Source organism: Leyella stercorea (assembly GCF_021531655.1).
Genome location: NZ_JADYUF010000006.1, coordinates 78,671 through 104,026 on the forward strand (window position 1 = coordinate 78,671; position 25,356 = coordinate 104,026).

General features: G+C 45.3%; 20 protein-coding genes and 3 tRNA genes. 12 read left to right on the forward strand and 11 right to left on the reverse strand.

What is annotated here, in order from left to right; genetic code table 11:
- Window positions 1-9: 9 nt before the first annotated feature.
- Window positions 10-1,473, reverse strand: coding sequence for an SLC13 family permease (locus I6E49_RS03020; protein ID WP_235400369.1), 1,464 nt, complete (start codon window positions 1,471-1,473; stop codon window positions 10-12).
- Window positions 1,474-1,875: 402 nt separating this feature from the next.
- Here I6E49_RS03020 and I6E49_RS03025 point away from each other — a divergent pair, with 402 nt between their 5' ends.
- The 4 genes from I6E49_RS03025 (at window position 1,876) to I6E49_RS03040 (ending at window position 3,517) form a co-directional block, all read left to right on the forward strand.
- Window positions 1,876-3,045, forward strand: a complete 1,170-nt coding sequence (locus I6E49_RS03025; protein WP_235400370.1) for an ABC transporter substrate-binding protein — start codon at window positions 1,876-1,878, stop codon at window positions 3,043-3,045.
- A 151-nt stretch (window positions 3,046-3,196) separates the two neighbouring features.
- A tRNA-Ser gene (locus I6E49_RS03030) sits at window positions 3,197-3,283 on the forward strand.
- A gap of 26 nt (window positions 3,284-3,309) precedes the next feature.
- Window positions 3,310-3,381: transfer RNA gene (locus I6E49_RS03035), tRNA-Glu, on the forward strand.
- A 64-nt stretch (window positions 3,382-3,445) separates the two neighbouring features.
- A tRNA-Glu gene (locus I6E49_RS03040) sits at window positions 3,446-3,517 on the forward strand.
- A gap of 306 nt (window positions 3,518-3,823) precedes the next feature.
- Here the strand turns inward: I6E49_RS03040 and I6E49_RS03045 are convergent.
- On the reverse strand, window positions 3,824-5,110 hold the full coding sequence (locus I6E49_RS03045) for an ATP-binding protein (RefSeq protein ID WP_235400371.1): 1,287 nt from the start codon (window positions 5,108-5,110) through the stop codon (window positions 3,824-3,826).
- A gap of 316 nt (window positions 5,111-5,426) precedes the next feature.
- Here I6E49_RS03045 and I6E49_RS03050 point away from each other — a divergent pair, with 316 nt between their 5' ends.
- From I6E49_RS03050 to I6E49_RS03060, 3 genes are all read left to right on the forward strand, one after another.
- Window positions 5,427-5,915 (forward strand): RNA polymerase sigma factor, encoded by a 489-nt coding sequence (locus I6E49_RS03050; RefSeq protein WP_235400372.1) that lies wholly within the window; start codon window positions 5,427-5,429, stop codon window positions 5,913-5,915.
- 65 nt (window positions 5,916-5,980) lie between these two features.
- Window positions 5,981-6,676 carry a DUF4974 domain-containing protein gene (locus I6E49_RS03055; protein WP_235400373.1) on the forward strand — a complete coding sequence of 232 codons (696 nt, stop codon included), beginning with the start codon at window positions 5,981-5,983 and terminating at the stop codon, window positions 6,674-6,676.
- Between the two features lies 1 nt (window position 6,677).
- Window positions 6,678-9,236 (forward strand): outer membrane beta-barrel family protein, encoded by a 2,559-nt coding sequence (locus I6E49_RS03060; RefSeq protein ID WP_235400374.1) that lies wholly within the window; start codon window positions 6,678-6,680, stop codon window positions 9,234-9,236.
- 45 nt (window positions 9,237-9,281) lie between these two features.
- On the opposite strand, the gene I6E49_RS03065 is transcribed toward I6E49_RS03060, so the two are convergent.
- Complete coding sequence (locus I6E49_RS03065) at window positions 9,282-9,920, reverse strand: HD domain-containing protein (RefSeq protein WP_235400375.1); 639 nt, start codon at window positions 9,918-9,920, stop codon at window positions 9,282-9,284.
- A gap of 119 nt (window positions 9,921-10,039) precedes the next feature.
- On the opposite strand from I6E49_RS03065, the gene menA reads away from it, so the two are divergent.
- Complete coding sequence (gene menA / locus I6E49_RS03070; RefSeq protein WP_235400376.1) at window positions 10,040-10,969, forward strand: 1,4-dihydroxy-2-naphthoate octaprenyltransferase; 930 nt, start codon at window positions 10,040-10,042, stop codon at window positions 10,967-10,969.
- 73 nt (window positions 10,970-11,042) lie between these two features.
- On the opposite strand, the gene I6E49_RS03075 is transcribed toward menA, so the two are convergent.
- The 4 genes from I6E49_RS03075 to uvrB form a co-directional block, all read right to left on the reverse strand.
- Window positions 11,043-13,412: a putative porin gene (locus tag I6E49_RS03075; protein WP_235400377.1), complete on the reverse strand. Its 2,370-nt coding sequence runs from the start codon at window positions 13,410-13,412 to the stop codon at window positions 11,043-11,045.
- Between the two features lie 8 nt (window positions 13,413-13,420).
- A complete protein-coding gene (locus tag I6E49_RS03080; protein WP_235400378.1) occupies window positions 13,421-13,675 on the reverse strand; it encodes a hypothetical protein in 255 nt (84 codons plus the stop codon).
- Between the two features lie 41 nt (window positions 13,676-13,716).
- Window positions 13,717-14,397, reverse strand: a complete 681-nt coding sequence (locus tag I6E49_RS03085) for a DUF4468 domain-containing protein (RefSeq protein ID WP_235400379.1) — start codon at window positions 14,395-14,397, stop codon at window positions 13,717-13,719.
- Window positions 14,398-14,486: 89 nt separating this feature from the next.
- Window positions 14,487-16,568 carry an excinuclease ABC subunit UvrB gene (gene uvrB, locus I6E49_RS03090; RefSeq protein ID WP_235400380.1) on the reverse strand — a complete coding sequence of 694 codons (2,082 nt, stop codon included), beginning with the start codon at window positions 16,566-16,568 and terminating at the stop codon, window positions 14,487-14,489.
- 195 nt (window positions 16,569-16,763) lie between these two features.
- Between uvrB and I6E49_RS03095 the strand changes: the two genes are divergently transcribed.
- From I6E49_RS03095 to I6E49_RS03105, 3 genes are read left to right on the forward strand one after another with little or no spacing between them, the layout of a single operon-like run.
- Window positions 16,764-17,588 (forward strand): outer membrane protein assembly factor BamD, encoded by an 825-nt coding sequence (locus I6E49_RS03095; protein ID WP_235400381.1) that lies wholly within the window; start codon window positions 16,764-16,766, stop codon window positions 17,586-17,588.
- A gap of 38 nt (window positions 17,589-17,626) precedes the next feature.
- Window positions 17,627-17,971 (forward strand): DNA-directed RNA polymerase subunit omega, encoded by a 345-nt coding sequence (locus I6E49_RS03100; protein ID WP_235400382.1) that lies wholly within the window; start codon window positions 17,627-17,629, stop codon window positions 17,969-17,971.
- The gene (locus I6E49_RS03105) at window positions 17,971-18,423 is read left to right on the forward strand and encodes a DUF4293 domain-containing protein (protein ID WP_235400383.1); all 453 of its coding nucleotides are present in this window, start codon (window positions 17,971-17,973) and stop codon (window positions 18,421-18,423) included. Before I6E49_RS03100 ends, I6E49_RS03105 begins: the two co-directional genes overlap by 1 nt.
- A 128-nt stretch (window positions 18,424-18,551) precedes the next feature.
- Here I6E49_RS03105 and rfbB read toward each other — a convergent pair whose 3' ends face one another.
- From rfbB to rfbC, 3 genes are all read right to left on the reverse strand, one after another.
- Window positions 18,552-19,682 carry a dTDP-glucose 4,6-dehydratase gene (gene rfbB / locus I6E49_RS03110; protein WP_235400384.1) on the reverse strand — a complete coding sequence of 377 codons (1,131 nt, stop codon included), beginning with the start codon at window positions 19,680-19,682 and terminating at the stop codon, window positions 18,552-18,554.
- Between the two features lie 28 nt (window positions 19,683-19,710).
- Window positions 19,711-20,589: a dTDP-4-dehydrorhamnose reductase gene (gene rfbD, locus I6E49_RS03115; protein ID WP_235400385.1), complete on the reverse strand. Its 879-nt coding sequence runs from the start codon at window positions 20,587-20,589 to the stop codon at window positions 19,711-19,713.
- An 81-nt stretch (window positions 20,590-20,670) separates the two neighbouring features.
- A complete protein-coding gene (gene rfbC / locus I6E49_RS03120; protein WP_235400386.1) occupies window positions 20,671-21,240 on the reverse strand; it encodes a dTDP-4-dehydrorhamnose 3,5-epimerase in 570 nt (189 codons plus the stop codon).
- Window positions 21,241-21,363: 123 nt separating this feature from the next.
- Between rfbC and I6E49_RS03125 the strand changes: the two genes are divergently transcribed.
- Window positions 21,364-22,203: a prolyl oligopeptidase family serine peptidase gene (locus I6E49_RS03125; protein WP_235400387.1), complete on the forward strand. Its 840-nt coding sequence runs from the start codon at window positions 21,364-21,366 to the stop codon at window positions 22,201-22,203.
- Window positions 22,204-22,642: 439 nt separating this feature from the next.
- Here the strand turns inward: I6E49_RS03125 and I6E49_RS03130 are convergent, their stop codons facing one another.
- Entirely contained in the window at window positions 22,643-24,721 is a 2,079-nt protein-coding gene (locus I6E49_RS03130; protein ID WP_235400388.1) for a helix-hairpin-helix domain-containing protein, read from the reverse strand.
- Between the last annotated feature and the right edge of the window lie 635 nt (window positions 24,722-25,356).

The following is a 25,356-nucleotide window of genomic DNA, read 5'->3' on the forward strand; positions in this document are numbered from 1 at the left end:
CTATAGGTTTTACCAAACGTGCAGCTCGCCTAATACGAAGAGCAGTAAATATCCGAGTATGAGTCCGATGATACCCATGGTCAGACCGATCTTCATCATTTCGTTCTGCTTTACCAGACCGGTAGAGTGTGCAATGGCGTTAGGAGGTGTCGAGATAGGCAGAGTCATCGCTACAGACGCTGCCACGGCAATACCGATGAGCACGGTAGGTGTTCCGCCGATGCTGTTGAGCGAGTCACCCATACCCTTACATACCACAGCGAGGATTGGCACGAGCAAAGCTGCTGTTGCAGTGTTTGAGATGAAGTTGGACAATATGTAGCAGATGATGCCCGAAGCAAGCAGAATCATTACTGGCGACCATGATCCGAACGGTATGCTCTTAATCACGTTCTCTGCCAGTCCCGATTCGTTGAGGGCCAATCCGAGTGCAAAACCACCGGCAACCATCCATATGACGCTCCAGTTGATTTCTTCAAGGTCGCGTGCTTTGATTACGCCCGTGAATGCGAATACCACGATAGGAATCATGGCTACGGTATTGGAGCCAACGCCTGTCCAACGGTCGCAAATCCAAAGCAATACGGTTATGATGAAAGTACAAGCCACTACCATGGTGCGCCAGTTGTGCTGTACTTCGCCTTCAATCTCAAGCTGTATGGTTTTCTTCTTGAACGGGAAGAACTTCTTCAACAGGAACCAGCCGATAAGCAACAGAACTACAGTCAGCGGAAGCATATACATCATCCATTCGCCAAATCCTATGCCGAGGTTGAGACCGGTAGGTGAGTTGAGATACTTCAGTGCGATAGCATTTGGAGGTGTTCCGATAGGAGTTCCCATACCGCCGATGTTGGCAGCTACTGGGACAGAGAGAGTCAGAGCAACACGTCCCTTGCCTTCAGGAGGCAGAGCCTTGAACACCGGAGCGAGGAATGTAAGCATCATGGCTGCGGTTGCAGTGTTGCTGACAAACATCGAGAATACGCCGGTGATGAGTATGAAGCCCAATAGCACGTTCTCGCTCTTCTGTCCGAAAGGCTTGAGCAGTGTGCGTGCCAGCAATACGTCAAGACCCGACTTGGTGGCTGCAATAGCAAGAATGAAACCGCCAAGGAAGAGTATGATGATTGGGTCGGCAAATGTTGCCATGAGCGCGCTATGGTCGAGCAGTTCGCTCTTGTCTATTCCCGATCGGAAGAAGTGGAAAGCGTTGTCGGATGTAGTGAGAAGCAGTAAGCCGATAAGCGAAACGGATGTTGCCCAAGGTGAGATGGCTTCGGTCACCCACAGTATTGTCGCGAGAGCGAACACAGCGATGATGCGTTGCTGGATTACTGTAAGTCCGTCGATGCCGAAACTGTCAATCGGAAGGTTCCAGATTATCAGTGTGACAAGGACGGCGATAGCGAAAAGGGTTGCGTTTTTCTTGCTGAAGTTGCCAGTAAGAAGGTTTCTTTTTTCTGTTGCCATAAATCTTTGTTAGGTTAGATTAATTAATTCTTTGTTAATAGGTCAGTACAAATCCCGGTCAGAACATCCTCTTGTTGGGGCGGTTCTTTCCGGGATTGTGTTACGCTCACAAAGATAATCAAAATTGAAATAACGCCAAAATTTTTGCAATGTTTTTGAGTGTTATTTTTCATTATGTTTGTAACTTTGCATCGTTCATTTTATATGACTTTGTAAATGTAGTCCTTTTGCACTTCAAAAGGACTCGTTTTGGAGCGTAAAAGGACTCCTTTTGCATAGCTAAAGTTGTCCTTTTGGAGTGCAAAAGGACAACATTTCGAAAACTGCCGTTTCCGACTCCTTTTTCGGGTCGGTTATGTACGGTAAACGTCAATACTATATAATATAATAAGGTGTAAATATATGAAGTCTCAGTATTCAGGTTTTTCGTTTCTTGCAGGCTTGCGTCTATGTGCGTCGGCATTGGCATTGCTCTCTATTCTTTCATGTGGCGGCAAACGTACAGGTTCGGCTGCCCAAGGTGGCGACACCATTCGCATGGAATATGCCAAGCATATCACGATAGTAAAGCACGACGGCTATGCCACAGCCGAACTCTCCAACCCGTGGCGTACAGATGCTGTGTTGCATCGCTATGTATTGGTAGAGCGTAAAGATTCGGCACGTATGGCTTCCAAGGTGTCTGCATTGGATGGCACTGTAGTGTACACGCCAGTGAAAAGAGCGGTCTTGTTCTCGGCTCCTCATTGCTATCTGATGGGCGAACTTGGTGCCGCTGATGCGGTGAGTGGTGTGTGCGACTTGAACTATATTAATCTTCCAAATCTGCACAAGGCTGTAGCTGCGGGCCGTATTGCCGATTGTGGCAATGGTATGTCGCCTTCTGTAGAGCATATAGTGTCGGTATCGTCCGACGCTTTGTTCGTGACTCCGTTCGAGGGAGTCAACTATGGCCAGCTCGCCAATATCGGTGTGCCGCTCGTAGAGTGTGCCGACTATATGGAGACATCGGCATTGGGGCGTGCCGAATGGATGAAGTTCTATGGCATGCTTGTAGGGCGTGAGCACGAGGCAGACAGCCTTTTTGCTGTGGTGAAGCGCAATTATGCCGACTATAAAGACCGTGCAATGAAGTCGGCATTGCGTCCGCGTGTCATAACAGAACGTGTGGTGAGTGGCGTGTGGTATTGTCCGGGTGGCGAGAGTTCGATGGGGCGGTTGTTGTGCGATGCTGGTGTGGATTATGTCTTTGCCGACGACAAGCATAGCGGTTCGCTAACTCTCTCGCCCGAGAAAGTCATAGAGAAGGCAGCTACAGCCGACTGGTGGCTTTTCGTGAATAGCGGTGCCGGCAAACTCGATCGCAACGGCTTGCTGACAGAATATTCAGGCTACAAGATGATAAAGGCTTATCGTGAGGGGCATATACTCGAATGTATACCGAGTATGTCAAACCCATATTTCGAACAAATCTCGTTCCGTCCCGACTTCCTGATTGCCGATTTTGTCAGTTGGTTTCATCCCGAACTGCATATTTCGCCCTCTGCTCACTACTATAAACTCATGGAATAGTGCATAAAATAAGGCTGAAAGGTATGATATTGCATAAAAAATGACATTTTTGATGAAAAAAGTGCAGGAAATGTTTGGCGGTATAGAAAATAAATACTACCTTTGCACTCGCAATTGAGAAACAGTGCTCTGGTTAAAACTTTAATCGTATGGAAGTTTGGGTGAGTGGCTGAAACCAGTAGTTTGCTAAACTGCCGTACGGGTAACCGTACCGGGGGTTCGAATCCCCCAGCTTCCGCTGTTTTCTTGATGCAAAATAACCGCGGTGGATTCATCTAATGGTTAGGATACAAGATTCTCAATCTTGGCATAGGGGTTCGATTCCCCTATCCACTACGCAGAAAAACAAACTTTAGCTGAGTTGGTTTACAATGCCCAAGCGGTCTTCTTTGAAATTGATGGTGGATTCATCTAATGGTTAGGATACAAGATTCTCAATCTTGGCATAGGGGTTCGATTCCCCTATCCACTACAAATGATAGGGTATGTACACTGAGTATTCAGAGTATATACCCTTTTTCTTGTTGATAACCAGTGAGTTATGGCCCACTTGATTGGATGTACATAATATATATTATGCTTATGATTGTGCAGTTTTGAAACCATTTTGTTCATTTCGTTGTGCATGTCGATGTGCATGTTTTTCAATAGAATGAAACCGTATGCAACGATCTGAATATCAAGAACGTTATATCGGTAAAGCTAAGGCTTTACAATGAAAAATATAAAGAACCTGTCGTAATCTCATCTTTTTATTGAGATTACGACAGGTTCTTTATTATAGGAAAACTCCGTATAGCGGCATATTGGTGATGTTCTTTTGTTGGCGGTATGGCAGCATAGAATAGCGTATGGCTGATATGTCAGGATGTTCCATAAGATAGTTGTGCAATGAAGTGGCCTTTATGCTTGTTCCGCCCTTTACCTCTATAGGCAATATGGCACCATTGCGTTGAACAAGGAAATCCATTTCCATACGAGAGGTATCGGAACTGTAATAGTAGATGTGATTGATGCCCGACGCAAGTAACTGTTGAAGAACATATTGTTCTGTGAACGCTCCTTTATAATCTGTAAACACGTTATCGCCAAGCAACACATCCTTTGCAGCGGTATCTGCCATAGCCCCCATCAGTCCACAATCGCATAGATAAAGCTTGAATGCCGACAAGTCTTCATAAAACTTCAATGGCAATTCCGGCTTAGTCACCTTTGTTATCTTATACACCAAACCAGCATCTACCAACCATTGTATTGCCAGTTCAAACTCCTTGGCTCTGCCACCTTTCTTCAATACACCATACACAAACTTCTTGTTCTCTTTAGATAGTTGACCCAATATCGACTGCCATACCATGTCTATGCGTGGCACTTCTTGCGTAGGAGCATGCTTGGAGAAGTCGCTGGCATAGTTGGAGAGTATTTCGTTCTGTATAGTGCGCACTTGGTTTAGCAATCTGTTTTCCACATACGTCTTCACTACTTCAGGCATTCCACCCACGTAATAGTATTGGCGCAAAAAGTCTTTCAACTTTTCGTGGAACGCATTCATCAATTCATAGTCCTTGCTGTACATTAGTTTAAGCAACTGGTCTTCGCCCATAGCCATTAGGAATTCTTCAAAATCCATAGGGAACAGACGCATTGTCTGTACCTTGCCTACTGGAAAGGATACACCTGCATGCAAGGCAACACCTAATAGCGAACCTGCCACCACTATATGATACTCTGGAGCATCTTCGCAGAAATACTTCAATGCTTCCAATGCCTGTGGGAATGCTTGCACCTCATCCAAGAATATAAGAGTCTTGCCAGGGATTATATCCACTCCAGTCAAAGCACTTAATCCCCGAATGATTCTTGCAGTATCAAAGTCGCCTGCATATATAGCATGTAGATTCTCATTCCTATCACAACTGACGTAAGCAAGATTGTCAAATTCATTCAGACCGAATTCTTTTAGAATATAAGTCTTTCCACATTGTCTTACTCCATTTAATATCAATGGCTTATGATGCTCTTGATTCTTCCATTCTACAAGTTGGGTATATATCTTTCTTTTCATAGATTTACACTTTTAGACATATGATAATGTCAGAATGTTACACTTTTAGACACATGATAACAGAAAAATTCTACATTTTCTGACATATAAAATCATCACAAAGCTACACTTTTCGACACATACGACCAAATAAACATAGAAAAACAATCAGGTTATTATATTTTTTTAAGCATAATAACCTATCTTTTTTATTACCTTTGCCTAAAATAGGCAACAATGTTTTCCAAAAAGAAAACATGAAGATTTCTTCATTTTAGGGGTGATTGATTTACGGAAAGTATGTCTATTAGAGTAGAAACAAGAAGAAAATGACGTAATGACTGAAGAAAATGAACAGCAGATGGAACAGCTGTTCCACAACAATTACGAACGGATGTATCGCTTTGCCTTTGCCTTGCTACATGACAACGATGTGGCGAAGGATGTGGTGAGCGACGTGTTCTCAAGGTTGTGGGACAAACAGCTGATTCCTGACCAGGCTTACTTGATGCGGAGCGTGAAGAATGCTTGCATCAATATTATAGCCAAGAAGAAACGGGATGAAAGGCTTAAGCTGCTTCTTCCTCTCTCGGAAGAGAAACTGACGGAGGAAGAGCCTTACCGCCTGGAAGAACGATGGCAAGCAGCGGTGGATTGCATCGACAACGACTTGACCAATCAAACCGCTTCCGTTATCCGATTGTGCTATCGCGAAGGCATGTCGTATAAGGATACAGCAGAAGAATTAGGCATCAGCATCTCGGCTGTGAACAAGCACATCGTGAAAGGTTTGCGAACGCTCAGAGAAAAGTTGAAAGGAAAGTAGCATAACGATTTTTCTATTGTATGAAGACGTCCTTACAATAGAAACCCTAAAATGAAGAAAAGAAAATGAAACAAGAATTATATAGTATAGATTCACAGAAATGGGATATGCTCCTCGAACTCTTGGAGCATCCTGAAAGGTATTCCGAAACCCAAAAGGCAGAACTTTTGGGCGATGAGGAAATGAATGAAATCTATCAGCAGATGGTTGAAACCAGACAGGCACTTGATTTCGACAAGTCGAATGAAGAAATGAAGATGCCTTCGATTGAGGCTGAATGGAAGAATCTGAAAGATGAAAAGCAGAACAGTACCAAAGCGGTTTCTCCTTGGAGTCCGATGAGAAAGGTGGCAGCCGTTGCTGCAGTCCTTGTTGTCTCAGGCTTCGCCTTTGCAGCCATTCATCTGGTTACACTCTCTCAGCAGTCATCCGACGATAACGACACCGAACTCGTGGCATCTGACGATAATTCCGCACAGCAAGCCCCAACTCCACAGAAAACATATACGGAAGAAAAGACTGACACTGCAAGTATTGCCAAGTTTCCGTTGGTTTATGAAAACGCTGAGCTTCAGAATATCCTGATCCCTATAGCAGAGCATTTCCATCTTAAGGTGACTTATCAGAACGAGTCGGTTCGCCATATCCGTCTATTCCTGCAACTGAGGGAGGATATGAGCATAGATGATATCATCACACTGATGAATCATTTCGAGAAAGTGAACATTCGTCGTGAAGGTCAAACCCTAATAGTGGAATAAGATGAAAAGATTAAGATACGTTATATTGCTCGTGGGCTTGATGAGTATTTCTCTTCACTCTGCTTATGCCCAACGCATCACCCACAACTTCCGCAACACTTCGATGTCGGAAGCTCTCACCGTCCTTGCCAAGAGTACAAAGGATTATCACATCAATTTCATATATGATGAGTTGGAGGACTTCATGGTTACCACTAATATCGTGAAGCGAACCGCTCCTGATGCCATCAGGCAAATCATAGGTTTCTATCCGATGAAGATGACGATAGATGGCGACAATATATTCGTGGAATGCACGCAGAAGTCATCTACAAAAATGATTGGTCGCGTAGTTGACAGCAATAATCGCCCGATAGATTTTGCCAATGTAGCGTTGCTTAATGTGGGTAATTCTTCATTGATAAATGGCGGTGTGACGAACGAGAATGGTCAGTTTGTGATTCCCAGCAAAGCCTGTAAGGCAATAGTAAGGGTGAGTTGTGTGGGCTATCAGACTACATTCCATTCATACAATACCGGTATGATAGGAGCAATCGTGCTGCATGAGAACACGATAAACCTTAAAGGCGTGAAGGTAAAAGCCATGCGCGAGAACATAAAGTTGGGACAGGAGGGTATGATTGTGGATATAGAACATTCCGATATTAACAAGATTGGTACAGCAACTGATGTGTTGCGCGAAATGCCTCGCGTTGATGTCAGTTCGGATGGAACGGTGAATGTGTTTGCCAAAGGTTCGCCGCTTATCTATATCAACAACCGACAGGTGAGAGATCTCAACGAACTGCATCAACTTAAGTCGGATAATATAAAGAATGTAGAGATTGTCACTGCACCAGGTGCTAAATATAATGCAGAGGTTAAGTCCGTAATACGTATCAATACAATACGCCGTCAGGGCGAAGGATGGAGTGGCGAGAACTATACTACTACAATGTTCAACAAGTGGTGGGGTGGCTCGCAATACATGTCGTCAACATATCGTACTAATAAGGTAGAAGTATTTGTTGAACTATGGGGGTCAACGACACCCGGAGGTGAGGATAATGTGTTGTCTAACGAAATCAAAGGTACGAAGAATATATTCATTGAACAGGCAGCACCGCTTAAGTATCGTTCAAAAGGAGCCGGTGCTAAGGCTGGCTTTGCTTATTCCATAGATGATGACAATACATTGGGATTGAGCTACGAAAATCAGTCGGGTTTGGGCAAAGGAGAGATGACCGGCTCTTATCAGAAGATAATGGAAGACGGGGTGCAAACAGCATTCATAAACGAAGCTGCCAATGTGAGGGATTGCTTTAGTCCTACACATAATGCCAATGCATATTATGTGGGTAAGATAGGCAAGTTTGGTGTGGACTTCAACGCTACTTATTTCTGGAAAAAGAAAGGTAGGACGATGTCAATCAAAGAGAGCAGCGTAGATATTGAGAGTCGCGACGTGCATACACGCAACAGACAGCATAGTGACATGACTGCTGCCAAACTCATTCTGTCTTACCCCGTTTGGAAAGGAACGCTAAGCGTAGGCACCGAATTTACATCATCACGTATTCGGGGCGAATATACTAATGCCGAACAATATGTCGCTGCGTCGAATACAAAGATAGAGGAACAGAACATTGCAGGCTTTGCTGAGTATGGCTTGAAGTTTGGCGACTTCTCGGTAAATGTAGGTGTAAGATATGAGAATGTAAAGTCCAATTATTATTCTTTCGGGGATTGGCAGACTGAGCCGAGTCGTAGATATTCCGATTGGTTCCCTTCTGCTTCTATGTCATGGAACAGTGGTAAATGGGCATTGCAACTTGCTTATACCTGCAAGACTCAGCGACCCAGCTATAACAGTCTGCGTGATGAGGTGCAGTATGACAACCGCTATACTTATGAGGGTGGAAATCCATATATCCGTCCATGTATAATAAATAATGTGGACTTGAATGTGGTGTACGATTGGTTGTCGTTCAATGCCGGCTACAACTATATCGACAAACCTATGGTGTGGATTGCAACGCTCTACCAAGGCAAGGACATCGTATTTCTGCGCAATGTCAACTTCAATCATAGTAAGGACGTGTATGTGTCGATAGTGGCTTCGCCACGTTTCGGTTGGTATAATCCTATGGCAGAGATTGACTACACACAGTCGTTCTTGTGTATTGACGGTTTCGATATCAACAAACCGTCAAACAGACCGTGCTTCAATTTCCGTCTGAACAATCGTTTCAATATAACGTCTACGCTGAAGGCTTTCCTGAATATGCGATATAAAACAAGCCGACTTTATGATCTTCAATATTCCAAACAGTTCGCTCAAGTAGACGTGAAGTTCACTAAGTCGTTTCTCAACGACGCTCTTGTATTAGGCGTTTATGCCAACGACTTGTTCAAGACCGATAAGGAACGTTGGACAATGTATGGCAACCATAATGTAATGACAAAAGATTGTTATGGCTATACGCGCTGTGTGGGTATGACCTTGTCGTACAACTTCAATACAGCAAAGAGCAAGTACAAGGGCACGGGTGCAGGCAATACTGAGAAGAACCGTTTGTAATAAAAATGCGGAGGCTATGGCGTTCTTACCATAACCTCCGCATTCTTACTCTTGATTCTCTTCATTGAATATACGTTCGAATGTATTTCTTAGCGCATCCTTATTGTTCAGGGCGTCGCGTATTTCCTTCAGTTTCTTCTCGTTGGGTGAGTTTGTCATCCAAAGGCGGATGTATCCGTGCAACGAATACTTCTGATCCATGTGTTGCAGAAAGCGCTCCCAATGTTCTTCCTTGCACTTTTCGGGGTAGTGGGTAAGTCCATACTGAACTGTACGTCGGAAGATATGTTCAGGTTCGAGGTCGCGGTCGGCTTCTGCTACAATCTTTCCGTATATGCTGCGTGGTGCGTGCGAAGCCGAAGCACGATGGTCTTCCACAGCTTCCTTCATTATCTTTATCTGCTCTTCGCTGAACCATCGTCTTAGGCGGCGGTCTGCCATAAGTATTTTTCCGCTTGATAAGTGGTGTATGGCTCGTGGTCCTTCAAGCCCAAGATCGTGGTAGGCGGCAATAGCATATGCCATATTGATGTCGGCACCAGTAGAAAGAGCGAGTGCGAGCGAGTTCTTTATTACAAGATTAGCGTGGTTCAAGTTGTGTGCTTTGTCGAAATTATTGTATCTTGGCAATATGTTGCGCTCGACAAATTCCATAAGGTCGAGGTTTACGATTCTTGTATCCATGAGCGAATGATATTATGATTTACTTGCAAAATTAATCTATTATGGTTAATTTTGCAAGAAACAAGATGCTTTTAAATGTATAAAATCTAAGTTTTCAATTTAAATTCAATGAAATAAAGATGATAGAATCGAATGTAAAGGTAAACTCTGCCAAGGCGTGGTTTCTTGCAGCGCGACCAAAAACGTTGACAGGTGCAGCTGTGCCCGTTATGATTGGCATTTCGGCAGCGATGGCTATGTATGGCAGTAGTGTCAGGGTTGTACCGGCTGTGTTGTGTATGCTTTTTGCGTTGGTGATGCAGATAGATGCCAACTTTGTCAATGATTATTTCGACTTTATGAAGGGTACCGACGATGAGCAACGTCTTGGACCTAAGCGAGCGTGTGCACAAGGATGGATAACTGCTGCTGCCATGCGTAGCGGTTTGCTTTATACTACTATCCTTGCATGTGCTGTGGGATTGCCGTTGGTGTACTTTGGCGGATGGGAGATGATACTCGTTGGCTTTGCATGTGTGGTGTTCTGCTTTCTGTATACCATCTCGTTCTCTTATATCGGACTTGGAGATGTGCTTGTACTCGTATTCTTCGGACTCGTTCCCGTGTGCATGACCTATTGGCTTGTGGCTCCTCCCACACCGCTTATGTCTATACCTTGGCCGGTGATAGTGTTGTCTATAGCTTGCGGACTCATCATCGATACATTGCTTGTTGTAAACAACTATCGTGACATCGACAACGACCGCCGTGCAGGCAAGCGCACCTTGATTGTACGAATAGGCGAGCGTGGCGGATTGCTGCTCTATATGTTGCTCGGATTGGCAGGTACAATATTGGCTATTGCTGGTATCATATACCTTAATTGGCACGATGGACAATTTATGCAGTTGATAATGTTGCTGTATATACCGTTCCATGTGAGAGCCTTCGTAGAAATGCGACGCATAAGGAAAGGTGCCGAACTCAACAAGGTGCTTGGAATGACGGCACGCAATATGTTCATTTTCGGTGTGTTCGTTTCGGCTGCTTTATTGTTGGCTTGGCTTTAAGATAATCATATAAATAAAAAATCCGCAATACTCGAGAAATCGGTATTGCGGATTTTTTATGTGGGTTGTGGTGTTAGTTGTAGAAGTTCCAGCTGACACCAAATCTGAATATGCGTTGGTTGAGCGGATAGTGCGGTGCAAGGAAATAGTCGGGTTTGCCTTGTCCTGCATTGATATGACTCATCATCACGAAGAATCGTGTGCGCTGCAAGTGGAAGTTGGCGTAAACATTCACGATAGGGTAGTTGCCCACTTCTGTTCTGTGTTCGCCAGTCTGTACTGCATACTGTCCGAGTGCGGGACTGTAGTCGGGTGCATAATACTTTGTGAAGAATCGTGCATCGGCTCCAAAGTCGCATTTCAACACACGTGCAATCTTGAATCTGAGGAACAGATTGGTGTAGATGTTAAGGTCTGGTACTGGCAGAGCCACATCGTCCGATGACTTCTGATATGTTATGACATTGTCCCAATGCAGCGGTCCGAGTTTCAGCTTCTGCTGCAGTTCGAGCGTCAACAGGCTTATTGCTCCGCTCTTCTGTACTACGCTCAGTGTGTTGCCCGTGCGTCCGAAGTCGTCAGTCACGTTATAACCCATTGCAAAGAACGTATGGTTCTTGATGTTGTCGAAGGCAACGCGAACGGTTGTCTTCGTCTTCTCGTAGCCGAACTTGCCCTCAATACGTGTGTGTATTATCTTCGACATGTCGTCATTGTCCCACCAGAAGTGCTTTGAGTGGTAGTGGCGATAGTAGAAAGTAGGGTTCAGTCGGTGGAAGAATCCGCTTGCCTGCAAGCGTACCGTGTCGCCGAAGAGTGCGAAGTTGACGTCGGCATCGGCGTCAATCTTCAGTTGTCCTGCATCCTTTCCGGTAAGCCATGTCTCTAAAGTAGCATCGTAGTGCAGGGTTTTGCCTTGCGACTTGATGAGCTGACCACCTATGCTGAGATTGTGTTCGTTGTATGCCTTGGCTATTTCGGTCTCTGTAGGCAGGGTGAAGTGGCGCAGGTCGGACGTTACGAAAGCCTTCAGTCCGGCTTTAGCCCATTTGTTGAATCCCTCAAGTAGCGATATTGCAAATGTGTTCTGAACCCGATAGTGTGTTGTCTTGTCATAGATGGAGTCGCCAGGGTAGTTGCCTGCGGGATTGAATGTGTCGGCATAGAAGTCTTTCGGTGTCTCGTATGCCTGGTATATGCGCCTGTATGTGTCAAACTTCATTGTGTGTATGAAACTTGTCACGGGCACATATTCGTTCTTCATCCACATAGTGTCCTGTGCGGCTTTGGCTTCAAGGGCATTCAGACTGTCTGCGGCAGCCTTTCCGTTTACTGCTATTCGCTCTGAAGGTGCTTTTGTTGATGTAGAGTCGGTTGGTGCGCTTGTGTTTACCACACGTGCGTTGTCAGGTCTGCCGCTAAATGTTTGCTTCTTGAACTTCTTTTCGTCAAACTCACGTCCCTCACGTTTTGCCTTGCGTCTGGCTTCTTCAAGGTCTTTCTGTGCTTGGTTTTCCTTTTGTGAAGCCATTGCAAACTTACGTGCTTCGATTTCTTCCTTGCTCATCTTCACCTTTCTGTTGAATCCGAGATTGTATCTGTGAGTTAGGAATACGTGCAGGTTGTTGTTGCGGTTCCAGTTGCGCTCAAGCACGGTAGGAATCTCGTTGGTGGCATAGTTGTCGTCGAAACTCTCTGGATGCTTGATGTATTCGTCGTTGGTTATACCGCCATTCTCGGTGACTTTCTGTGTGAGTGTCGAGAATATCAAGTGCGCTTGGTAGCGGTCGCCGATGTATGAGCCGTACATCAGATACTTGAAGTGTGATGTGCTTTGGCTTGAGTAGAATCCTCTGCCGTACATATAGTCGACATTAAAGCCTACGCCCAAGCGCTTTCCTGCATTAACGGCAAACTTGGCTTTGAAGTGGTCTTCGCCATTGGTGCGGTTGCCGGCTGTGTTGTAGTCGAGATTGGTGAATGGTGAGAGCGTGTTTGTAAAGTGAAACTGGTCTACCGGTGACACGATATAGTCGTAGGGTTGTGTGAACAGAAACTGGTCGGTCTCTGCTCTGTTTATGAAAATACGATTGATGCGTGGTGCTCCAAGGTTTCCGGTAGTGTTGTATTCGCCACGCAATCCGGTGGTGAATATAGTATTTGGATACATATACGACATTGTATCCAATTCGGCCTGACGACGGTCGCCAAATCTTTGGTCGACTGTCCAAACCTTAATGCCTTTAGGTATTTCCTTGTCTGTGCCAAGCGAGTCGGCCATATTGCGGCTCGACCTTTGACTGATGTTGCCGTCGGGCGACATCTGATTGAATTGGTCGAACTGATTGCCGTTTCGATTGTCTATCTGTGCTACAGCATTGCTGGCTGTCGCAGTCAGTAATATTGCGACAGCCAGTACGAGTCTTGTTGCTGACTTTATCATATTCGTTGTTATTGGCGTATGAATCTGAAACAACATTCAGCTATTTTAAACGCCATTGCGGTGAGTATTATTATTGTTCCGAGGGTGCGGTCTTGAAAATAGAAGATGGCCATACCTACAATCGCTCCCAACATGAAGATTATGTTGAGCACGTTGCGTATCTTGAAGTATTTGTCTTGACTTTTGTCTGGCCGTCTGTGTCTCGGTGGGAGCACGCCGCCATTCTGCTCTATGTCCGTTATTTTCTGTTCTTCGTCAATCATGTATGCTGTTTATGGCTTGTGTTCGTTTTGTTTGTCTTTATTTACTTCAAAGCGTTGTCTATCAACTGGAAAATCTTGTCCTTACGGTCGATGGTCTTCTTGCGGAACTTTGCCGAACCAGGGATGAGCTTGGTGCCTTTCTTGTTGACAGCAAACTTGTCGGTAATCCAGTTCTCGGCAGAAGTCTTCAGTCCGGTTGAGCGGTCTTCTTCGTAAGCATAGCTTATGCGTTCGAGTGTCATATGCAGCTTGTTGTCCGAGCAGTTGGCTATGATTATGTAGCTCATCTTGGTGCGGTCGAGCGAGATGAAGCTCTTGCTGAACTCAAGCCATTCCTGATAGCGTGCTACGATGCTGTGAGCCTTGCGGTTGATGAGAGCTATGCTGCTGTTGATCTGTTCTGGCTTCTTGGTCAGACTGTCGAGCGTTGCATATACTATGTCGTATATTTCCTGTGCGTTCTTGCCGTTCACGTCAACGTCGTGAGTGAACACCACCTTGCCCTCAATTTCGGGCACAGCGCCTTTCTGTATATACTTCCAGTCCTTTATGTTCTTGGCATCAATAGTTTTTTTCTTTGCCTCGGCCTTGTGCGACTTCTTGGCTGTGTCTTTCACTTCTTTTGTTACATTATTTTGATTTGTAACAGGAGCCTCCCATTCGCTTTGTGCCGCACACATCAGAGGGCAGCACATCAAAAATGTGATAATTATTTTTTTCATAGTTGTTGTTTTGTTACTTCTTTTATATTGATATTGTGCAAAATTACTAAATAATATGGTATGAAACTTATATTATTGATAATTTAACGTTATTTCCCCGTCTCTTCGTCAAGCAGCGATTGCAGTCTTACAATCTCGTCGCGATATTGTGCTGCTTGTAGGAAATCGAGCTGTCGTGCGGCTTCTTTCATCATTTCGGTTGTGTCGGCTATGCTCTTTTCCAATTGCTTGCGTGTCATACGTTTAACAATCGGGTCGGCAGCATAGGCATAACCTTCCGGTTCGATATATGGCTGATAGCGCTTAGGCGCTTGCTTGTTGTCGGCAGCTTTGACGTTGCCCGTCGGTTTCTCTGTGTCGTGCTGCTGTGCATCGGCAAAAGCCGACAGCGTACCCTTTATGTCCTTGCGTATCTGCTGTGGAGTAATGCCGTGGTCGGCATTGTACTTCAGCTGTATCTGTCGACGTCGTGCCGTCTCGTCAATGGTTTGTTGCATGCTAGCTGTTATTGTGTCGGCATACATTATTACCTTACCGTTGATGTTTCTTGCTGCACGTCCTGCTGTCTGTGTGAGCGATCGGTGGCTACGCAGAAAACCTTCTTTGTCGGCGTCGAGAATTGCTACGAGCGAAACCTCAGGCAAGTCAAGTCCCTCACGCAATAGGTTCACGCCTACCAATACGTCGTACAGTCCGGCACGCAGGTCGTTCATTATCTGTACACGGTCGAGTGTTGCCACATCGCTATGTATGTAGTTGGCGCGTATGTTGTGATTCAGCAGAAATTCGGTCAACTCTTCAGCCATGCGCTTGGTGAGTGTAGTCACAAGCACACGCTCGTCGCGTTCGCATCGTTGCTGTATCTCTTCAAGCAGGTCGTCAATCTGGTTTTCGCTCGGACGCACTTCGATTATCGGGTCAAGCAGTCCGGTAGGGCGTATGATTTGTTCTACAACAACGCCCTCAGCCTCGTTCATTTCGAAGGCAGCAGGTGTTGCCGATACGTACACCACTTGATTGACCATATCCATAAACTCGTCAAACTTAAGCGGACGGTTGTCGAATGCAGCAGGTAGACGAAATCCGTATTCCACAAGATTCTGCTTGCGTGCACGGTCGCCTCCATACATGGCGCTAATCTGCGGCACACTAACGTGGCTTTCGTCTATGAACATTAGATAATCCTTCGGGAAGAAGTCGAGCAGGCAGTAAGGTCGTTGGCCAGCCTCGCGTCCGTCAAAGTATCGTGAGTAGTTCTCTATACCCGAACAATGTCCAAGTTCTTTCATCATTTCCATGTCGTACTCTACGCGTTCCTTTATGCGTTGCGCCTTGATAGGGTCGCCCATTTCGTTGAAGAAGTCTATCTGTCGTGTCAGGTCGTCCTGTATCAGTCGTATTGCGTGCTCGGTCTGTTCCTTTGATGTAACAAACAGGTTGGCTGGATATATCTGATAGTCGTCGAACGATGCCAGACGCTGATACGTGACGCTATCAAGCTCTTCTATTGAGTCAATCTCGTCATCCCACCATGTTATTCTCAATAAGTTGTCGCTGTAAGCCATTGATACGTCTACCGTGTCGCCTTTCACACGGAAGCATCCTCGCTTCAGTTCCATATCGTTGCGCAAGTATAGAGCGTCAACAAGTTTGCGCAGAAAATCGTTGCGGTCGAGAGTCTGTCCGCGTTTCACATTGATAATGCAGTTGGCCATAGCGGTAGGGCCTCCCATACCGTATATGCACGATACCGACGATACTACAATAACGTCCTTACGTCCTGAAAGTAATGCACTTACCGCTGACAGTCTCAACTTGTCAATGTCCTCGTTTATGGCGAGGTCTTTCTCAATGTATGTGTCCGACGAAGGCAGATATGCCTCTGGCTGATAATAGTCGTAGTACGACACGTAATATTCAACAGCGTTTTGAGGGAAAAAGCTCTTCATCTCCTCGTACAGCTGTGCGGCAAGAGTCTTGTTGTGGCTCAGTATAAGGGTGGGGCGTCCTATGTTGGCTATGACATTGGCCATGGTGAAAGTCTTGCCTGAGCCTGTCACGCCAAGCAACACTTGTGCCCTGTCGCCCTGTAGTATGCCGTCTGTAAGTTGGCTTATGGCTTCGGGCTGGTCGCCTGTAGGCGCAAATTTAGAAGTGATTTTAAAGTCCATGAGACATAGTATTTAAGATTACAAAATTAGGAATAATTGTATACATCAGCGCTGTTTTTGCGAAAAAAAAGACCAAGTGGCCTATATTATCTAATGGAATTACGTTTTCAGCGTGAAGAATTTCTAAAAAATAAGCTCATTACTTTGTAAATAGACTAATAATATGTATTTTTGCAGTTCAAAAAGATATAGGATATGAAGAAAACCATTTACGCTGTTGTCTTTTTGGCACTGTTGTTTTCAAGTTGTGCCAATGAGTTCAACAAGGTATACAAGAGCACTGACAACAATTTCAAGTATGAATATGCCAAGGAATGCTTCGCCAAGGGCAAGTATGTCCGCGCTTCGACTTTGCTACAGGGACTGGTTACGATGCAGAAAGGATCAGACAATGCCCAGGAAAGTCTTTACATGCTTGGAATGTCCGAATTCAATAGCCGTGACTACGAGGGTGCCTCAGCAACGTTCAAGAAGTATTGTCAAAGCTATCCCAAGGGATCATACACCGAGGAAGCCCGCTTCCTTATCGGAATGAGTCTGTACAATTGTACTCCCGAGCCTCGTCTCGACCAGTCGCAGACTGTCAATGCCATTACTGCCTTTCAGGAGTATATCGACCTCTATCCAGATGGCAAGCAGAAGAAGGATGCACAGCAGCGTCTCTTCGAATTGCAGGACAAGCTGGTTCAGAAGGAACTTTATTCGGCACAGCTCTATTACGACCTTGGTCAGTATTTTGGTAATTGTACTTATGGCGGCAACAACTACGAGGCTTGTATCATAACCGCTCAGAATGCATTGAAGGACTATCCTTATTCCACCTTGCGTGAGAAGTTCTCGGTACTTGTGATGAAGAGCAAGTTTGAGTTGGCTCAGCAGAGTGTTGAAGAGAAGAAACTTGAGCGTTTCCAGGATGCCGAGGACGAGTGTTACGGATTCCTTAATGAATATCCTGACTCAAAGAACAAGGCAATGGCCGAGAAGTTCATCAACAAGTGCAAGGAATATACCAAGGATTAAAAGTTTGAATTATTAAGTATAAATAAAATAATAGATTAATGGATTACAAAAAGTCAAAAGCGCCGGTCAACACTGTCACACGCAACATTATGGATCTGTGTGATGAGACAGGCAACATCTATGAGAGTGTTGTAATTATCTCGAAGCGTGCCAATCAGATTGCTGTCGAAATTAAGCAAGACCTCAACAAGAAGTTGGCCGAGTTTGCTTCTTACAACGACTCACTTGAGGAGGTATTCGAGAATCGTGAGCAGATAGAGATTTCGCGCTATTACGAGAAACTTCCGAAGCCTACACTTCTCGCTACAGAGGAATTCATCGAGGGCCACGTCTATTATCGCGACCCCGCTCAGGACAACGCTAACACACAGGAACCCGCATAATGATACAGCGTAAGCAAAGTGTTTTCTTGCTGCTTGCATTCATTGCTTCGGTTGTGTGTCTGTGCCTTCGTATTGGCGATATAGAGCCAGCAGGTATGGGTGTCGGTTTCAAACTGTACAACATCATGCTTGACAAGGGCGCAAGCGTCGACTATTCACCGTGCGGTCTTTTTGGCATATTGCTTGTTAGCAGTGCCATGAGTCTCGCCACAATATTCCTTTATCGCAACCGTAAGTTGCAGAGCAGTCTGTGTTTGTGTAATGTGTTCTTGCTCTTGGCATGGTATATAGTGCTTGGGGTTGTTACACGCAATGTCGTTTCGGCAGATGCCAACTTCCACATTGCTTTTGCAGCATGTCTTCCTGCCGTTTCATTAGTGCTCAACTTTATGGCTCGTGCAGGTGTTATCCACGATGAGAAAATGGTGCGTGCGGCCGACCGCATACGCTAATATAAAGAAAAAGGCAACGCCTTGAAAGTTGAAGATCATTGATTGTCTTCCGCTTTCAAGGCGTTTTTTTTATTTGTCTTTTTCCTCTTTATGCTTTGTCTTGTTTTCAGGTATGCCTTTACTATTGATTATCTGTTGGCATACATGCTGTCGTAATACTTCTGATAGTCGCCCGAAGTGACGTTGTCCATCCATTCCTGGTTGTCCAGATACCAGCGTACTGTCTTCTCTATGCCTTCCTCAAATTGCAGGCTTGGTTCCCAACCCAACTCTCTTTGCAGCTTTCGCGAGTCGATGGCGTAGCGCATGTCGTGGCCCATACGGTCAGTTACGTGGGTTATGAGGTTCAGGTCTTCGCCTTCCTTGCGTCCCAGCAGGCGGTCGACAGTCTTTATCAGCACATGTATTATGTCAATGTTCTTCCACTCGTTGAATCCGCCTATGTTGTAAGTCTCAGCCACATTGCCCTTATGGAATATAAGGTCAATGGCACGTGCGTGGTCTTCTACATACAGCCAGTCGCGTACGTTCAGTCCCTCACCATACACAGGCAGCGGTTTGCGGTGGCGTATGTTGTTGATGAACAGAGGTATCAGTTTCTCGGGAAATTGATACGGACCATAGTTGTTAGAGCAGTTGGTCACGATAGTCGGCATGCCGTATGTGTCGTGAAAGGCGCGTACGAAGTGGTCGGACGATGCCTTTGCAGCCGAATAGGGCGAGTGTGGATTGTATTTTGTGGTCTCCAGGAAGAATTCTGTGCCGTATGCGTGGTGATGTTCTGACGAAGCCTTTGTTGTGAAAGGCGATTCTATGCCCTCGGGATTTGTCAGTTCGAGCGCTCCGTACACCTCATCGGTAGAGATGTGGTAGAATCGTTTGCCTTCATATTTCTCAGGCAGACTCTCCCAATATGTCTTGGCAGCCTGCAGCATTGACAATGTTCCCATTACGTTGGTGCGTGCAAAGGTGAACGGGTCCTTGATAGAACGGTCCACGTGGCTCTCTGCTGCAAGGTGTATTATGCCCGTAACATTGTACTTGCGCATTAGTTCGAGTATCAGTTCATAGTCGCAGATGTCGCCCTTTACGAATGTATAGTTGGGCTTGTTCTCAATGTCCTTCAAGTTAGCGAGATTGCCTGCATACGTCAGTTTGTCAAGATTGATGATGTGGTAGTCGGGGTATTTGTTTACAAACAGTCTCACTACATGCGACCCGATAAATCCTGCGCCTCCTGTGATGATGATGCTTTGCATAATGTTTGATGATTGGTGGTTAATGTATTCATTTATTGTTGGCTTCGGCAAGTTGCTTTATGCATACTTCGAGCGAGTCAGTCCAGTACGGCACCTTTATGCCGAATGTTTCCTTTATCTTTCTTTTGTCGAGCACGGAGAAGTGCGGACGTTTCACTGGACTGGGAAACTCCTTGCTGTAGCAAGGGCTGATGTCGCATGTATTGCCCGACAGCTTGCATATCATTTTGGCGAAGTCGTACCATGAGCACACCCCTTCGTTAGAAAAGTGGTAGATGCCCGTCTTGTTGGTCTGTCCTGTATTAATAATGTGGGCAATAGTGTCGGCAAGGTCGCCTGCAAAGGTAGGAGTGCCCACTTGGTCGAACACCACTTTCAGCGTATCGTGTGTTGCGGTAAGGCTCTGCATGGTCTTCACAAAGTTCTTTCCCCATTGCGAGTAGAGCCATGCTGTTCGTATGATGATACTGTTACATCCCGTAGTGGCAATTGCTGCCTCGCCTGCAAGCTTCGTTTTGCCGTAGACGCCGAGCGGATTGGTCGTCCAGTCTTCTTGGCATGGCGTGTTGCGGTCGCCTTGGAAAACATAGTCGGTACTTATATGTATCAGCGTACCGCCTGCTTCCTTCATGGCAGTAGCTAGATTGCCTACAGCCGTGTTGTTTATCAGATCGGCTGTGTCGTAGTCGCTTTCGGCTTTGTCTACGTTGGTGTATGCAGCACAGTTAACGATTATGTCCACATTGTTATTCTTCACCATATTGCGTATATCCTCGATATTTGTAATGTCGAGTTTCTCGTAGCCGTCTGCCACGTCGGTGAATATATAGTTGTGGTTGCTTGATTTGGCCACACGTTGCATCTCATGTCCGAGTTGTCCGTTGGCTCCTGTAACAAGAATGTTCATCTCTATTATATATATAATGTATATATTAATTATGGTAGGCGAGATATTTCATCATCTCACCATCTCAACACCTCACCCTTTTCAGTATAACGGCTCGTCAATGCTGAACGGCGAGTTGAAGTCTTTCAGCATATAGTGCTTTGTATCCTTCTCGCTGAGTATCGCCTTGTCGGTAGGTATGCGCCAGTCTATGCCTAATGAGTCGTCGAGAATGGATATTCCTCCGTCGGCTTCCGGGTGATAGAAGTTGTCGCATTTGTATTGGAATACAGCCACATCGCTCAGAACGGCAAATCCGTGGGCAAAACCCCGTGGCACGAAAAACTGGCGGTGGTTGTCCTCTGTCAGTTCTACAGCTACGTGCTTGCCGTATGTAGGCGACCCTTTGCGTATGTCTACAGCCACATCGAGCACAGCACCTTTTACGCAGCGCACCAGTTTGCTTTGCGTGAATGGCGGACGCTGAAAGTGCAGACCGCGCATTACTCCATACGTCGACATGCTCTCATTGTCCTGACAGAAGTCTATTTGTGCTACCTTTTCGTTGAACTCCCGTTGCGAGTAGCTCTCGAAAAAGTAGCCTCTGGCATCTTTGAATATGCGCGGTTCGATTATCACCACGCCCTCTATTTCTGTTTTTATTACTTCCATATATAGTATGTTATATATATGCAAAGTTACTTATTTATTTTCAACTAAGTGCAATAGTTAATGTTATTATTGCTACCTTTGTGAAATATAAGATTTCTATAAATTATTCTAACATCTATATATATGAAGAAGATATTGTTGATGTTGCTGTTGCTTGTTTCAACAATGCAGGCTTCGGCTTACGATTTTCTGCGTGCAGTAAAAGACTCGATACCTGGTGGTTACAACTTCTGGGTTTATACTCCTATAGATTATTTCTACTCGCAGGAGCAGACTCCCGTCATCATATTCCTGCATGGCGCAAGCCTTTGCGGTCGCAATCTTGAGCGAGTGCGCCGATATGGTCCGCTCGATGCCATTGTCAAAGGTCGCCAAATTGATGCGCTTACTATAGTTCCGCAGAACCCTGGCGGAGCATGGAGCCCGAAGAAGATAATGGATGTGCTCGATTGGGTGAAGAGCCGTTATGCTTGTGACACTACTCGTGTATATGTGCTGGGAATGAGTCTTGGCGGTTATGGTACTATGGATGTGTGTGGCACTTATCCCGACCGTATTGCAGCAGGCATGGCCTTGTGTGGTGGAACGTCGCTTAAGGATGTGAGCGGACTTGGCCGACTGCCGTTCTGGATAATACATGGCACAGCCGACCGAGCTGTACCCGTAAGCAAGTCGAAGACGGTGGTAGAGAGTCTTAAGCGCGATGGCAACGACACACGTCTCCTATACGATTGGCTCAATGGTGCCAATCATGGCGCTCCGGCTCGTATCTTCTATCTTCGCAAGACTTACGACTGGCTCTTTTCGCATAGTCTGCTAGACAAAGACCGTCCCGTACGTCGCGACCTGACCATAGGTCTTGACGATTTGCGTCGTGCCTATGGCGATGTCCGACGCAATGCAGGTGCGCCCGAGCTTATCGAAGGACCAAGCGTAATAAAAGGTGAAGGTCATGAATATTAAAATCCCAATATAGTAGCACATAATCGTCTCAATTTGTGCTTTCTATATGACAATATTTGCATTTTTTTTCGCTCAATACTGTCAGTTGAACGCATTAAGAAATCTTTGGCTCGAAATTCTTGAGTTTTGAGCGTGTATGATTAAAGTGCTTATACACAGATTGTTATGTGGTTTTGCTGCCGGATGTCAAAATTCCTACCAACATAAAACCCTCCATTTCATTTCAAATGGAGGGTTTTTACGTTCTAACTGTACTCCATTTGCTCTTCAACTGTAGTCCTTTTACAATGCAAAAGGGCTACAGTTGGAAGGCAAAGAAGGCTTAAATGAAGAGTGGGGTGGCTAAACTCACATAAAAAGACGGTAAAAACAGCTTCTCGAAACTCTAGAATCGATTTTTGTTTTGTAACACTTTTTTACTGCTTGCCTTATATTTGCATTAGATTTTCCACCTTATTTGCAGGTCCATATCAGCCTGCCACGACGAGTTTATTTGCTGGTATGAACTCGATATTTTCTTGCGATCGAAGTATTTGGTGGCTCCAACCTTACATAATATAATAAGGTGTGAACCTATGTTGCTACGCAACAGCATGGCGCTGCGCATTCCTTCACCGTAAAACATAGGGAAATTGAATGTGTAGAGCGTTCCGTTCTCGTAGGTGTAGAGTCGGGAGTTGTAGTCGCGGGTGTGAAAATAGGCTATATTGGCAGATGCAGACAGATAGGTGTTGGTGTAAGCTACGTTTTGTGACATCATCCACCCGAAGCTCTTCGGCTTGCCTGCAAGACCGTCGGGATAGACTATGTAGGCGGCATCGCCCTGCGTCTTGGCTTGCCAGTGGGTGTTGGCATATATCAGCGAAAGGCGCATTCGGTGCTCGGTCTTGTCTATCAGACGCTTGGCTTTAGCTTCCTTGTCGTTGTAGTCTTCCTCGCGCATCTTTATGCGATAGCGTGAGTTGAGCGTAAGTAGTGGCGACAGACGATAGGTGGCCTGTAAGAGATTGTCCCACGTATGACTCTTGTCGCTCACCTGATAGCGCACCCATGGATAGTAGGCATAGTCGCTGTAAGCTAATATTGAGAGTTGTGACGATGGGGTCCATACTGCTCCAACGTATATTCCGTTCTCGTTCTGCACCTTGCCTCCGTCGCTGAAGGCTGAGCTGAACATCGAATAATAACGATAGCTGTAAAAGCGCTGTATGGCGGTGAGTGTGAGCCATCGGTTGGTTCTCAGAGCAATTGAATTGATTGTGGCTACGGCTCCCTTGTCGTTTATGGCTGTCTCGCCGTTGATACTGATGCGATGATTGATGAATCCGTAGTCGATGCTGGCATTGTAAAAATGTTTTCCCGTAGGATTGTATTTGCGATAGGCTTGTCGCTTGTCGGGATTGAGTGAGTCGCTGTACGAAGTATACACGCCAGTCAATCCCACGTGCCATCCGCCACTGTGCCAGCGCATGTTGCCTCCGGTGGTCATCTGCGAGGCATTATGCTTGCGTAATATCTCACTCTCGGTGCGGTGATAGCCAGTCTGCAGCAATGTCTTGATGGTTCCGTCCTTGTTGAGTGTCGCATCTATCTTGCGATAGGAGGCGAATGCCGTGAAGTCCAGATTCTTGCTGAATGCGATAGTTGAGGCTGCTCCTTGCAGATAGTAGGCGTCCGAACGTGATGAGTTGGGTGTAATACTATTGGTGGGTATTGACATTGTGGCAGCCGTAGTCTTGCCTAATGTGAATCCGGTGTTCATAGCCAGTCCCATTCCAAAGCGTAACTTGTATTGTCCGAGTGCAAGAGTCTTCAGTCTGCCAAGTTTTCTTATTACAGCATAGTAGGCATAATGGTCGTAACCCATGCTGTTGCCGTGGGCGAAGAAAGGCTCCCCGGCATCCTGCGTTCCCAGAAAACCTATTTGCAGATATTGTCCGTAACGGAAAGTGTAACGCATCCAATGTTTGTACCTGCTGCCAAGATAGCCGTCGTGGTCACCCTTACGGGTATAGAATGGAATCTTTGCGGTAGCCACAACGTCGTGTTTGCCGTATTTTAGGATGTTGCCCAGCTTTGGAAAACTATTCTTTTCCTCAGTTTCACCAATATATGTAAAGCACGTAAGCAACTGCAGACGAATAGGGTCAATCGACTTTATCATAGCGAGTTCGCCGATAGAGCGCAACGGACGATAGCGGTCAATGTATTCTGTAAGCTCTTCTGCTTGTGCAGCGTTGAGGAACATCAGGCGTTTTATGTCGTCGGCAGTAGCAGTATTCAGATTAACTGGCGAGTCTTCCAGTTCGCACATCTGGTCGTAAAGTTCCTCTAGGTTGGTCGATTCCATGTCGTCCATATCATTCAACTGGTCGAAATATTGTTGCCAGTTGTGTCGTGGCAATGTAGGTTTGCCTTCGGTCTGAGTGACTGATGGTAAATCGGTTTTGTTGTCAGTTTGTGCTGAACATACAGCCGTCATCGCCGAAAGAAGCAGCGTAATCGTGGTTTTTAACATAGCAGTAATATTAGGTTTGTGATTTTGGTTAGCGTCAACAATTACAAATTTAAAGATTATTTTTGGAAAAGAAAACGCTTTCAACGATTTTTTTCAAATAACTTGATTTTTGTTTCCTCCCGAGGTTGCAAAAACTTTCTCCCGAGGAAACAAAAAATCTCTGACGAGAGAAGAATGTTTCTCTGCCGAGGTTTGAAAAACATCACCAACATTAATGATTCAAGAATCGTGCAAGCAATATTTAGGAGGTTATGGCATCTTCGTCATGACCTGCGCAAACTAAATATCATATGATTACGTTTTTCCTATAATATATAATAAGGTGTCGTTGTTTGCGCAAACAGAGAATCGTTGATATGAATCAACTTTCAATGAAAATACAGCAAAAATGCTGAATTTTCTCAGTGAAAGTTTTGGAGATTCAAATAAAAGTCATACCTTTGCATCCGCTTTCGAGAACGAACTTGATAAGCCAAATGAACAGAACGAAGCTTGCTTCAGTTATGTCATGGCGAAAGTTCGTATTAAACGAACGAAACCTCAAGCAAAACGAGATTGAAAGGCGTTCTGGAAAAGCGAATGAAGAAAGAGTTCTTTGAAAAGATTTACATAAGACAGATAAAGTAGTACAAGAA

Excerpts from the sequence above, each read along its gene's own strand:
- I6E49_RS03020 (WP_235400369.1), bottom strand. The coding sequence starts at position 1,473 with ATGGCAACAGAAAAAAGAAACCTTCTTACTGGCAACTTCAGCAAGAAA.
- I6E49_RS03130 (WP_235400388.1), bottom strand. The coding sequence starts at position 24,721 with ATGTTAAAAACCACGATTACGCTGCTTCTTTCGGCGATGACGGCTGTA.
- menA (WP_235400376.1), top strand. The coding sequence starts at position 10,040 with ATGATAGAATCGAATGTAAAGGTAAACTCTGCCAAGGCGTGGTTTCTT.
- I6E49_RS03025 (WP_235400370.1), top strand. The coding sequence starts at position 1,876 with ATGAAGTCTCAGTATTCAGGTTTTTCGTTTCTTGCAGGCTTGCGTCTA.
- I6E49_RS03055 (WP_235400373.1), top strand. The coding sequence starts at position 5,981 with ATGAAACAAGAATTATATAGTATAGATTCACAGAAATGGGATATGCTC.
- I6E49_RS03075 (WP_235400377.1), bottom strand. The coding sequence starts at position 13,412 with ATGATAAAGTCAGCAACAAGACTCGTACTGGCTGTCGCAATATTACTG.
- rfbC (WP_235400386.1), bottom strand. The coding sequence starts at position 21,240 with ATGGAAGTAATAAAAACAGAAATAGAGGGCGTGGTGATAATCGAACCG.
- I6E49_RS03100 (WP_235400382.1), top strand. The coding sequence starts at position 17,627 with ATGGATTACAAAAAGTCAAAAGCGCCGGTCAACACTGTCACACGCAAC.
- I6E49_RS03085 (WP_235400379.1), bottom strand. The coding sequence starts at position 14,397 with ATGAAAAAAATAATTATCACATTTTTGATGTGCTGCCCTCTGATGTGT.
- rfbB (WP_235400384.1), bottom strand. The coding sequence starts at position 19,682 with ATGCAAAGCATCATCATCACAGGAGGCGCAGGATTTATCGGGTCGCAT.
- I6E49_RS03125 (WP_235400387.1), top strand. The coding sequence starts at position 21,364 with ATGAAGAAGATATTGTTGATGTTGCTGTTGCTTGTTTCAACAATGCAG.
- I6E49_RS03065 (WP_235400375.1), bottom strand. The coding sequence starts at position 9,920 with ATGGATACAAGAATCGTAAACCTCGACCTTATGGAATTTGTCGAGCGC.
- uvrB (WP_235400380.1), bottom strand. The coding sequence starts at position 16,568 with ATGGACTTTAAAATCACTTCTAAATTTGCGCCTACAGGCGACCAGCCC.
- I6E49_RS03105 (WP_235400383.1), top strand. The coding sequence starts at position 17,971 with ATGATACAGCGTAAGCAAAGTGTTTTCTTGCTGCTTGCATTCATTGCT.
- I6E49_RS03045 (WP_235400371.1), bottom strand. The coding sequence starts at position 5,110 with ATGAAAAGAAAGATATATACCCAACTTGTAGAATGGAAGAATCAAGAG.
- I6E49_RS03050 (WP_235400372.1), top strand. The coding sequence starts at position 5,427 with ATGACTGAAGAAAATGAACAGCAGATGGAACAGCTGTTCCACAACAAT.
- I6E49_RS03080 (WP_235400378.1), bottom strand. The coding sequence starts at position 13,675 with ATGATTGACGAAGAACAGAAAATAACGGACATAGAGCAGAATGGCGGC.
- rfbD (WP_235400385.1), bottom strand. The coding sequence starts at position 20,589 with ATGAACATTCTTGTTACAGGAGCCAACGGACAACTCGGACATGAGATG.
- I6E49_RS03060 (WP_235400374.1), top strand. The coding sequence starts at position 6,678 with ATGAAAAGATTAAGATACGTTATATTGCTCGTGGGCTTGATGAGTATT.
- I6E49_RS03095 (WP_235400381.1), top strand. The coding sequence starts at position 16,764 with ATGAAGAAAACCATTTACGCTGTTGTCTTTTTGGCACTGTTGTTTTCA.